The 10,815-nt window shown below is 37.5% G+C and carries 12 protein-coding genes; 8 read left to right on the top strand and 4 right to left on the bottom strand.

The window, feature by feature from the left end; all coding sequences use genetic code 11:
- Positions 1-149 precede the first annotated feature (149 nt).
- Positions 150-626 (top strand): Lrp/AsnC ligand binding domain-containing protein, encoded by a 477-nt coding sequence (locus HRT50_RS10400; RefSeq protein ID WP_291614108.1) that lies wholly within the window; start codon positions 150-152, stop codon positions 624-626.
- A gap of 147 nt (positions 627-773) precedes the next feature.
- Positions 774-1,616 carry an HDOD domain-containing protein gene (locus HRT50_RS10405; RefSeq protein WP_291614110.1) on the top strand — a complete coding sequence of 281 codons (843 nt, stop codon included), beginning with the start codon at positions 774-776 and terminating at the stop codon, positions 1,614-1,616.
- A gap of 116 nt (positions 1,617-1,732) precedes the next feature.
- Here HRT50_RS10405 and HRT50_RS10410 read toward each other — a convergent pair whose 3' ends face one another.
- Positions 1,733-2,650 (bottom strand): hypothetical protein, encoded by a 918-nt coding sequence (locus HRT50_RS10410; RefSeq protein WP_291614112.1) that lies wholly within the window; start codon positions 2,648-2,650, stop codon positions 1,733-1,735.
- Between the two features lie 246 nt (positions 2,651-2,896).
- Here HRT50_RS10410 and HRT50_RS10415 point away from each other — a divergent pair, with 246 nt between their 5' ends.
- Positions 2,897-4,321: a sodium-dependent transporter gene (locus HRT50_RS10415; protein ID WP_291614114.1), complete on the top strand. Its 1,425-nt coding sequence runs from the start codon at positions 2,897-2,899 to the stop codon at positions 4,319-4,321.
- Positions 4,322-4,477: 156 nt separating this feature from the next.
- Entirely contained in the window at positions 4,478-5,377 is a 900-nt protein-coding gene (locus HRT50_RS10420) for a class I SAM-dependent methyltransferase (protein WP_291614115.1), read from the top strand.
- A 14-nt stretch (positions 5,378-5,391) separates the two neighbouring features.
- Here the strand turns inward: HRT50_RS10420 and HRT50_RS10425 are convergent, their stop codons facing one another.
- Complete coding sequence (locus tag HRT50_RS10425; RefSeq protein ID WP_291614117.1) at positions 5,392-6,330, bottom strand: DNA ligase; 939 nt, start codon at positions 6,328-6,330, stop codon at positions 5,392-5,394.
- A gap of 131 nt (positions 6,331-6,461) precedes the next feature.
- Between HRT50_RS10425 and HRT50_RS10430 the strand changes: the two genes are divergently transcribed.
- Positions 6,462-7,013 (top strand): hypothetical protein, encoded by a 552-nt coding sequence (locus HRT50_RS10430; RefSeq protein WP_291614120.1) that lies wholly within the window; start codon positions 6,462-6,464, stop codon positions 7,011-7,013.
- Between the two features lie 13 nt (positions 7,014-7,026).
- Here HRT50_RS10430 and HRT50_RS10435 read toward each other — a convergent pair whose 3' ends face one another.
- On the bottom strand, positions 7,027-7,749 hold the full coding sequence (locus tag HRT50_RS10435; RefSeq protein ID WP_291614122.1) for a DUF3581 family protein: 723 nt from the start codon (positions 7,747-7,749) through the stop codon (positions 7,027-7,029).
- 147 nt (positions 7,750-7,896) lie between these two features.
- Positions 7,897-8,205 (bottom strand): GIY-YIG nuclease family protein, encoded by a 309-nt coding sequence (locus HRT50_RS10440; protein ID WP_291614124.1) that lies wholly within the window; start codon positions 8,203-8,205, stop codon positions 7,897-7,899.
- Positions 8,206-8,258: 53 nt separating this feature from the next.
- On the opposite strand from HRT50_RS10440, the gene arfB reads away from it, so the two are divergent.
- From arfB to HRT50_RS10455, 3 genes are all read left to right on the top strand, one after another.
- The gene (gene arfB / locus HRT50_RS10445) at positions 8,259-8,672 is read left to right on the top strand and encodes an alternative ribosome rescue aminoacyl-tRNA hydrolase ArfB (protein ID WP_291614126.1); all 414 of its coding nucleotides are present in this window, start codon (positions 8,259-8,261) and stop codon (positions 8,670-8,672) included.
- A gap of 132 nt (positions 8,673-8,804) precedes the next feature.
- Positions 8,805-9,656 carry a DUF2797 domain-containing protein gene (locus HRT50_RS10450; protein WP_291614128.1) on the top strand — a complete coding sequence of 284 codons (852 nt, stop codon included), beginning with the start codon at positions 8,805-8,807 and terminating at the stop codon, positions 9,654-9,656.
- A 116-nt stretch (positions 9,657-9,772) separates the two neighbouring features.
- Positions 9,773-10,624, top strand: coding sequence for an HDOD domain-containing protein (locus HRT50_RS10455; protein WP_291614130.1), 852 nt, complete (start codon positions 9,773-9,775; stop codon positions 10,622-10,624).
- Positions 10,625-10,815: the final 191 nt, after the last annotated feature.

The raw sequence follows: 10,815 nt of genomic DNA on the forward strand, positions 1-10,815 counted from the left end.
TTAGTTGATGTAACAATTGATTGGTTGGTTAATATAAAGCGCGAACTTTACTCTTGAGTAGAGTTCGCGTTTTTTGTTCTTTTTCTGCTAAGATTGCACTAATATTGATATGGAAATATTAATAATAACCCCTACTAAATAGTGTTTATATGACTAATAACAAAACAAAGCCCTTAGATCGTATTGATAGAGTTATCTTATCTACGCTACAAGCCGATGGTAGAATTTCAAATGTTGAGTTAGCTAAAAAGGTTAACTTAAGTGCTAGCCCTTGTTTAGATCGAGTCAAGCGCTTAGAAACCGAAGGTTATATTGAGCGTTACGGGGCCTTTTTATCTGCTAGTAAACTGAATTACAGCATGACTGCCTTTGTGCAGGTGACTTTAAACCGCAGCACTTCCGATACTTTTAAGATATTTAAAAAAGAAGTGGTAACCATTAAAGAAGTGGTCGAATGTCATTTGATTGCCGGTGGTTATGACTATTTATTGAAAATTCGTTTTGCTGATATGGAAGGTTACCGGCAAGTATTAGAAAAAATAACGGATTTACCTGCCATAGCACAAACAAGTACTTATATGGTGACAGAACATATCAAACATGACAGAGGCGTACCGTTTGATTAGCTTAACCTTACTTAGCTAAGCTTGATTTGCGGTAATTGTCTGATTTTAAGATAAAATTAACATTGTTAAGCGGATATAGCTTTGCTATATATTTAAGGTCTATATTTATAAAAATTTACTTCCAGGATCTTATCTCAAGGAGCTACTATGAACGCACATGAATATGCATTACAAGCTAACGGCTCGTTTGCTCTACCTGATGCCTGCTTTAAAGTAAAAGCCTTAATGGCCGATGACAGCGCTGAAATTTCTGATTTTGCTGATGTTATTGGTATTGATCCTTCGATGACCTCTCGATTATTACAAATAGCCAACAGTGCCATTTATAGCTTCCCTGGCGAAATTAGTACTATTTCGCGGGCGATTACCATCATTGGCACGCAAGCTATTTATAATATGATGTTGGTCGATGTTGCAGCTTCAGCGTTTAAGCACTTTGAAAATCAAGCCATAAACTTAAAGCGCTTTTGGCGAATGAGTGTTTACTGTGGCCTGGCCTCTAAAAACCTTGCCATTAGTGCCGGTAAACGTGATATTGAGCGCTTATTTATTGCCGGCTTATTACAAAATTTCGGCGAGTTATTAGTCGCTAAAATAAATCCAGAAATTGCTCAACGTTGTGAGAAATATGGTAAAGATCAACTACCTTGGCAGTTGCAAGAGCTTGCCTTAGGTTTTACCTATACGGATGTCTCTGCTGATTTACTAAAAATATGGCAACTGCCCGAAAAAATTATTATACCTATTCGCCATTTTAATGCTGCAGCGAGTATCGAAATTAATCAAGATGTTAAAATTCTAAATTTGGCTTCCCGGCTTGCGTTAATTGATAGCCACAGTAGCGAATTTTCTTATGATGATGTTATTGATGAATCGTTATGTCGGTCACTGGGCCTGTCTGCTGAGGATCTAGCGCAAGCTGCCGAGTTTGCCGAAAATGAAGCAACCAGTATTTTATCTATTATGAATCCAAAACTATTTTCTAAATAAATCATCTCGATTCAAAGGGTGTTTATGCCGCTAATCTAACGTTTTCTAACCAAAACTTACTGAGCTTTGGCTTCTGGATAATCAGTGGTTCCTTTTAAGTGCTCCATTGTCAGAGATTACTTTTCAGCGTTCATTTTCCAAAGGTTATTTTTTAGAGGAATTTTAACTTGAAATACGGCTCGATAAGCTTGATTAAAGTTTACTAAATCATTGTTATCTAAATAACGGGTGTGTGCCTGATAAAAGCTATAACTAAGATAAAGATTTTGTAATGATTTATTAATATCAGCGATGATTTTTTGACCTGAAGGGCCCTTGTTACAAGCGACATAACCAATAATATATCCTGGCGATCCCGCTATCTCTAACGAGTCTAGCGTGATAGTTGTTACTGAATTTTTTAGTGCCTCATTAACACTAATTGGATAATCAATAATGTAATCAATGCGATTTTTTAATAGCATTTTGACCAGCGAAGTAGTGGACTCACCGCCACTCCTAATCACTAGATTATGTTCCGCCAAGCTAGCTATTTGCTTATCTAAGAACACCCCCAAAGACCTGCCTCTATCAATGCCTAAAGTATCAGTAGAATTACTGGTAAATAACGAAGCTAATGATATCAACTGCTGGTCTTTATTTAGGGCACTTTGCGGTAGAGCGTTAGCTATAGAATTTCCTTTATAATAAAGACGTAAATCTAAAGCAATATTAAGCGGTAAACTAAAAATATTATCCCTTAAACGTTCGGGCGTTTTAACTCTATTTGGCGAACAACTGTTGGGAAGTTTTTTTAATAGCCTTGCGATACTCGGGCTTTGGGCAAATTCAACGCTAAATTGGTATTGCGGTAAGGATTTCATCAACAAGCGCGTGGTATCTATTACCGTAGAGGTTGGCACTCTAGTGGTTTGATTTAACAGGCTAGAATTTTTTTCATCATAGCTGAACCAGTATATTTTATCTCGTGCATTGCTCGTCGGGCAATAACAACAAAAAAATAATAAAATGATAATTATGAAAGATTTTTGCATTAAATAGCTGACCTGTAAGTGAGTTATGGTTTTATCTGCTGATAAACCGAGTCATTTAACAGTAGAAAAAGCCCAGATATTAGATGTTTTACTTGAGTCCGTAATTAAGAATATACACAGTAGCACTTTGTTATTTTATTGATCAAAGTATAGCTTAGCTAAAAAGAAGACAAAGTTGTTAAAGCTTGTTAGCATCGAGAGATCAGTTTTATCACGTTATCATAATAATTATAAAAAAGGATAAGTATGTCGGCTTCAAGAGAGCACTTTAGCTCACGAATTGGATTTATTTTAGCAGCCGCAGGCTCTGCCGTGGGTATTGGCAATTTAGTTGGCTTTCCGGTCAATGCCGCGAAAAATGGTGGCGGAGCATTTTTACTAATGTATGCGCTTTTTGTTTTTCTTATTTGTTTACCTGTGATGATTGCTGAAATGGCCGTTGGCCGCAATACCGCTAAAGAGCCTGTTGGAGCATTTAAAAGCTTAAGCCAGGGCAGTAAGTTTTGGGGGGCTGCTGGCTTCTTAGGTGTATTGACTCCGTTTATGATTGCTGTTTTTTATATGGTTATCACGGTGTGGATTTTTGGTTATATTGTTTTAACGCTAACTGGGCATTTAGACTACCTAGCAAGTGGTGCCGGCTTTGGTGAGTTTATTAACAGTCCTTATCTGTATCTTGCCTTAGTCGCAGTAGCAGGCATTGTTAGCTTTATTCTGGCCGCAGGGGTAAAAGATGGCATTGAAAGAGCCGCTAAAACCTTAATGCCGACTTTGTTGGTGATGCTGATAATAATGGTGGCATTTGTCTTAACTCTTGATAATGCCATGGCAGGTGTGACTTTCTTCTTAGTACCTGATATTAGTAAAATAACGCCGAGCGTGGTTAATGGCGCTTTATCACAAGCCTTTTTCTCCTTGTCTTTAGGTATGGGCATATTGCTAACGTATGGCTCCTATATAAATAAAGAAACCAATATTCCTAACTCGGCCAAGCTGGTAGCACTTACCGATACTGGTGTGGCATTTATTGCGGGTTTGATGATTCTACCGGCGGTATTTTCCTTTAATCCTGAAATTAATCCTGCTGAACTCAGTGACAGTTCAGTATCATTAATCTTTACTTTCTTACCGAAAATATTTTTAGCTCTGCAAACCTCATTAGGTTATGTTGGTGCTAGTGCAGTAGCCGCTTTCTTTTTCTTATTAGTTTTCTTTGCCGCTATTACATCATTGGTCTCTATCATAGAAGTACCGGTCTCATATTTAGTTACTGAGAAAAAACAAAGCCGTAAAAAAGCCTTAGGTTATTTAACCGTTACTGCTGGGATATTAACTTTATTTGCCATGGCGTCTTTTGGTATGGTGTCATTTTTTACTGAGTTCACTTCCTATGCCGGTGGAACTAAGTCATTTTTTGATGTTGTTTATGATGTTTTCTACGATACGATTTTACCGCTGAATGGCTTTTTAATTTGTGTTTTTGTTAGCTATCGCTGGAAGAAGAAGCAATTATCGGAAGAGCTAAGTATTGGTAATGAAAATTATAAAGGCTCATGGGTAGAGAAATATATTAACTTTTCATTGGGTACTTTTATCCCAGCCATAGTTTTACTTATCTTTATTAATACCGTAACAACTAAATTCTTCGCGGTAAGCCTGTTTGGTTTTTAGTTAAGCACTCCAGCTGATATAAACGCTCTAACCGATTTAAACGCTCAATAATAACTTAATAGATTTAGTATTAATGTTATTATTGGGCGTTTTTTACTTTTAACTATTAGTTATTAAATATCCGAACCTCAGCCAAGATAGAACATATTACCAGCCATGATTGAACATATTACTAGTACCGACTTTACCGACGTCCAACGACTATTTCATGGTCGAGGACATGCTTTCCCTAACTTAAACCACGTTAATGTTGATTGGTTATCGCCTGTTATTCTTATCACCTTATATCAAGCGGTAGATAGCAAATGGCTGGCAGAGCAAGCGAACGCATTAAAAGCCTTAGTTAAAGAGTGTCGCTCGGTGCAAGTACAGCATCGCTATGAAAAATTTTCTCCAACAGAATTATTACTCGGAGAGCCCATAAGTAATACTGTGGTCAGTGAGCAAGGGCTTAATTATCATATCGAGTTTGGCAAGGCACAAAATAGTGGCTTATTTTTGGATATGAGTAATGGTAGAGCCTGGCTAAGGCAGCATGCACAAGATAAAAATGTTCTAAACCTATTTGCTTATACCTGTGCTTTTTCTTTAAGTGCTATCGCTGGTGGCGCCAGCAAGACAGTTAATATCGATTTAAGTAAAGCCTCGTTAAGTAAGGGGCGAGAAAATCACCAGCTTAACTTGTTGGCTAAAAAACAGGGTAAACACATTGTTTTTGAAGGTGTCGATATTTTCAAGTCTAACAGCCGTATTAAAAAATATGGCCCTTATGATATTTTAATCTGCGATCCGCCGTCATTCCAGAAAGGTAGTGTCAATATTGAGCGTGACTACGCCAAGATAATTCGCCGTATTCCACAGTGGATGAACCCCGGTGCAACCTTGATGTTATGTTTAAACTCCCCAGATTTAGATGACAACTTTTTAAAAGCAGAAGTGGCGCGTGAATGCCCTGATTGTAAATTTGAGCAGCGCATAGAAAACCCTGAAGTCTTTAAAGAAGCACATGAGGGTAAAGGCCTTAAAGTTTTGATCTTTACTTATCAGCCAAGTTAACAATATGAATTTCTTTAAGGGCTAGCTTTGCGGGTTTGCCGTTCAATGGTTTTAATGCGCCAAAAACGGGCAAATCTGGGGATACCTGCCTGTGTTAGTCCGTTGTATTTAAAGGTAACGGTAGTACCAACCTCTGGCGGATTGGCTCGTTGGTAATCACTAAAGCCAGAGCCTATCTTGAAAACAACGCCATTTGCTAATTTAACTTCAATGGCGCCAAGCTGCCCTTGATACTTACCTTTTCCCTTGGTATGAGCAATGACAGTAGCTTCTGCATCTTGATTTTTCTTCAGCTTCATTAATGCGGAGTTACGGCCAGTTTTATAGTGGCCACTGGCAAGGTGTAGCATAAGTCCTTCACCTTGCGTTGTGACTACGTCATTCAATTTATCCTCAAGGGCACTTAAACTGTAAAATCGCACTTGGCTGATCATAGCTAAATAGGGTGATTGGATCTGTGTTAATAAAGCCCGCATCTTTTTAACCCGTTTGCTAAAGTCTCCAGGGTGGTTTGGTAGATCAAACATCATAAAACGGATATTTCGCCAGCAGCTAATTGTTTGATTTTCTTCTGCCTGTTGTTTACTCACACAGGAAAGTAATGATTGAAATTGACCGCGTGCTATCCATAATTCACCATCCATAGGGTGAGTAGGCCAGTATTGAGTGAACCAAGTAGGGCTGTTAATTAAGTTACCTTGGCGAGTGATTAATTGTTTGCCATCCCAATAACCGCGTACACCATCAAGTTTTTCAGAAACAAAGTATTGACTAATATCCGCTACTTTACGATAGCTAATAGCATGCTGTAGCTTAGGTTTGCTAGGCTTCTTCTGCTGTTGATTTTTTTGAGGGCTCTTTTGTCGATTATCGGGCGGTTCTTGCTGTGCTTTGACGGGCGGGCCGGTTATTAAAATTAGGGTAAATAAAATAAGTAAACTGTACTTTTTCATCACTAACTTCCATGTAATTCGATCTTGGTAAAAAGTAAAGTCTAGTCTATATTTGGAAAATGAATACCTTAATGATTAAGGTCTTTAGCTGAGTGATTTCGGTTAAACTAACTAGGTTAGCAAGGATTGCTATGATGAAAAAATTTACTGTTCTTACTGTTGTATATGCCGCTATCGTAGCTGTGCTGTTAACATTTAGCACGGCTTCATCCGCTAAAAAAAGGTGCAAGCCTTTGCTAGAGAAACTCCATAATATTCAAGCTACGCAGCGTAAAAGCTACTCTTTAAAGCGAGGTCAAACTTTACGGGCCAAAGAGGATAAAGCAAGAGATAAGTGGTGGCAGTGTGAGAATAGCTCTTTAGCGTCATTTAAGTCGAAATACGGCACAAAAAAGAAAAAGTCAAAAAAGAAATCAAAGAAAAAGGTGTTGGCAAGTAAGAGTACTTATTACACAAAAATGAATAAAGAAATCTTAAATTCATCAAAGCAGCGGGTAACCTTTAATCAAGATAGCGTAATTGTCATTAAAGCAAAGTATCAAGGAGACAAGAGGCTGGCTTGGTTAAAGTTTTATCAGCAACCGATGAAGTGCCAGAGCCCCAAGAATCTTAATGTTTTTGCTTATTGCACTGAAGATAAATTACAAAAACAAGGTTTATTTGAGCAAAAGTACAGCAGATGATTTAGTGGCTGTTTTAAGCTTGGTAATCTGCTTTACTTGCATGGTATTGCTCAACCATGGTATCAATAACTTCTTGATCATAAGCACGTAAGCCACTTAATAACATGTGCTTTTTACCATGACCAATAACTTTACCATTTGATAACAAATCAAATTCAAGCCAAGCATTACCGCGTTTACCCTCTATAGATAAGCTAGTTTTAGCAAGTTGCAAAGTGACAGATTCAGCTGCTAAAGTATGTAAGTCAATAGACATAGATTGATACATTACCATAGGGCGAGCTGGGTTGATCATCACCTTATTTTCAGCCATCAACTTAACTAAAATATCAGGAAAAGTGTGACCAGAAAAATCTACATAGGCTTTTGTTAGCGCATTGATTAATGTCGGGTTATGTGTTCTTTCACCACTAACATTAACACTCAAACAGGTTTTATCTTTCTCATCTTTGATATCAAAGTTAGTGTCAATTTGCTGTGGAAAGGTTAAATGAACATTGTCGTTAACCATACCAGAAAAATTGAAGGTCATTTTTTGATGAAGCCCAGATTTTGCGATAATGATTGAAAACAATAAGTCACCGGGCACACAGAAACGTTTAGCATCGATATTATGTAAAGGGTTAAAATCATCAGCTACTTGCTTAGCAAAGTCACTAGCTTGTTGACGAGTGAAGCTGATTTTATCAGCGCTAATAGGACAATAATTTTCAATAAACATTTCTTTAATAGGCATCAGTGCAACTTCATATTGAGTAAAACATATTCGATCGCAGCATTCTAACAGCACTTTTACTTTAAATCGAAAAAATAGTGCACATCTCTAACTGAGCAGACCTGTTACTTTTGCTTATAAATACTTATGACACTGCAAGTATTAGTTTTAGGCGGCTTGATACCTACTGACTAGTTGCTCTTTTTTGGCTTTCGTGAGGTGGCGAATTTGATACTCTCTTTTGCAAGCGGAGCTTTTATTGTCTGCTGCTTCGAGGTAAGCCAAGCTAACAGGTCGTCTCGCACGGGTATATTTTGCGCCAAGTTTACTGTTATTATGTTCGGTAACTCGGCGTTGAATATCTGTGGTAACACCAGCATATAAGCTATTATCGTTACAGCGAAGTAAATAAACCCACCAAGCCGTTGTCTTGTTATGTTCTGTCATGCTCTGTGTTGTCATGTTATCTATTGTCATATAGTACAATAATCACTATCAAAGAAAGTAAAAGTAAATAATGGTAATTAAAAGTGCTTGAAATATCAAATAATGTCAGTTTGGCGGATTGGGAAATAGAGCTGAGTGCAATACGCGCTACGGGTAATGGCGGCCAACGTGTTAATAAGGTGGCAACAGCTATTCATCTGCGTTTCGATATTAAGCGTTCCTCGTTACCTGCAGTATATAAGGAGCGTTTACTTGCTTCTAAAGATAGTCGTGTAACTAAAGATGGCGTTGTTATCATCAAAGCACAGAAATTTCGTACCCAAGAAATGAATAAAGTGGATGCGCTAGCGCGTTTAAAAGATTTTATTCTATCAATGATGGTAGTACAAAAAAATCGACGAGCGACAAAACCCACCAAGGGTTCGGTGAAGAGACGCTTAGCTGGCAAAGCAAATCGGAAAGTCGTCAAACAAACACGAAAGAAAGTACAATTCTAATAGTAAAGAAAACCGCTTAAGTATTATCTTGTTATTAACAAGGTAATACTTTGAGGTTGAGCAAGCAGTAAAATTCAAAAGTCCTTTACGAAAAAACATAAAACCTGATACCCATAAAAATAGAGAGCAACTATGCCAATGAGTGAAGTCGGCGCGATAGAAAAACTTACCGCGCAACTTGATAGTAATAATTTAGTACAGTACCAACTGCCTTTAGCGAGTCTTAACAGAGATGGTACTAAGCAAAGTATTGAATTGAATCCTTTAATAGGTAAAAAAATAAGCTTACATTTTACTGGTGGTATAGCTTGTAAGCACTGTGGCAAGCGCACCAAAAAGAGTTATTCTCAGGGGTATTGTTACCCATGTATGAGCAAGCTTGCCCAATGTGACATGTGTATTATGAAGCCTGAAACTTGTCACTTTCATTTAGGTACTTGTCGTGAGCCTGAGTGGGGTGAAAAGAACTGTTTTGTCGACCATTATGTTTACTTGGCAAATAGTTCAGGCTTAAAAGTAGGCATAACCAGACACACTCAATTACCGACTCGCTGGATAGACCAAGGCGCTTGCCAGGCTTTACCTATTTTTAAAGTAAGCACGCGCTTGCAGTCGGGCCTTGTCGAAACCGCATTGGCAGAGTTTATTAGTGATAAAACCAATTGGCGTGCCATGTTAAAAGGTGAGCCTGAGCCGATAGACCTAAAGGCTAAAGCAGAAGAGTTAATCCCCGAGATTAGTTTGCGCTTATCGCAACTTAGGCTTAAATTTGGTAGTGATGCGGTGCAAGAGTTGGATGCAAATGTACAAGATATTCATTTCCCTGTAAGTGAGTACTTAACAAAAATTAGTTCTTTTAATTTTGATAAAACGCCGATAGTTTCCGGAGTATTATTGGGTATTAAAGGTCAGTACTTGATTTTTGATAAGGGTGTTATCAATATGAGAAAGTTCAGCTCATATCAAATAAGTATTGACTATTAGTTGTTTGAACTTGAGAATAACTGATTACACTTAGTTATAATTAGCCTAAGAGCAAATAGTTGAGTTAAGTAACTTAATATGTCGGGATTTTAGACTGCAGTATTTAAGGGAAAAGTATGACCGCAGATGATTATGTAGAGCAAGCTAGTGAAATTTTTGTTTTGTCTGATTCTTTTATTAGAATTAGAGAGTTAATTGATGATGAAGCATCAACCATAGATGATATTTCAGAAGTTATTCTGCTTGATCCTGCCCTTGCTGGTACAGTGCTAAAACTTGCAAATAGTCCGTTTTTTAATTATCAGGGTAAAATAGATACTATTTCTAAAGCTGTTTTGGTGTTAGGTATTACCGAAGTTTATAACCTAGTTATTGCTTTTTTTACCACTGAAGCCTTTAAGAAAATTGATGCCAACCAAGATTACCTTGATGACTTTTGGATTAAGAGTATTGATTGTGCTTTGCTAATGAAATTTTTAGGTACTAGCTTAGGCATTGTTCATGCAGAACGCTTATTTATTTTAGGTTTACTGCATAATTTAGGTGAGTTGCTTGTTCATCAAATTGCAGCCGATAAGCAGAGTGCTTGTGCAAGCCAGGATATTAATTTATTACCTTGGGTTAAACAATCTGAGGTGCTGGGCTTTACCTTTGGAGAATGCTCTGCCGGACTACTAAAAGAATGGCAATTACCTTATAGCATTTTTGCCCCCATTCGTGACCAAGATGTTGACGATTTAAGTCAATACAGTACCGAAACACAGCTGTTATATGTTGCCAAACGAGTGATGAGCAAAACTCAGGTCTTTAAAGGACAAAGTTTAGATTACAGTGATTTGTTAACCAAAGAGCAATTAGAGCTACTTTGTCTTGATAAAGACATGTTAGAAAATGCCGTTAATTATTGTGATTTAGAGCGTTTTAGTTTATTAACAATATTAAACCCTGGCGCCTCTATGCTTTATTAAGTTAACTTTCGGTTAACTACGATTTATATAAAGCCCGATAAAGGTAAATTTATCGGGCTTTTTTTGTGCAAGTAAGTAAGGCAAGCCTTGCATGATGATACAAGGCTTAATTAGCACGGCAAGATCATTATAAATTGAACTTATAGAACATGTAGCGATCAGATCAAGGCATAATAATCACCTTGGTCACC

Origin of the sequence: Colwellia sp., assembly GCF_013215345.1 — a bacterium.
In the GTDB taxonomy this organism is placed as follows: domain Bacteria; phylum Pseudomonadota; class Gammaproteobacteria; order Enterobacterales; family Alteromonadaceae; genus Colwellia.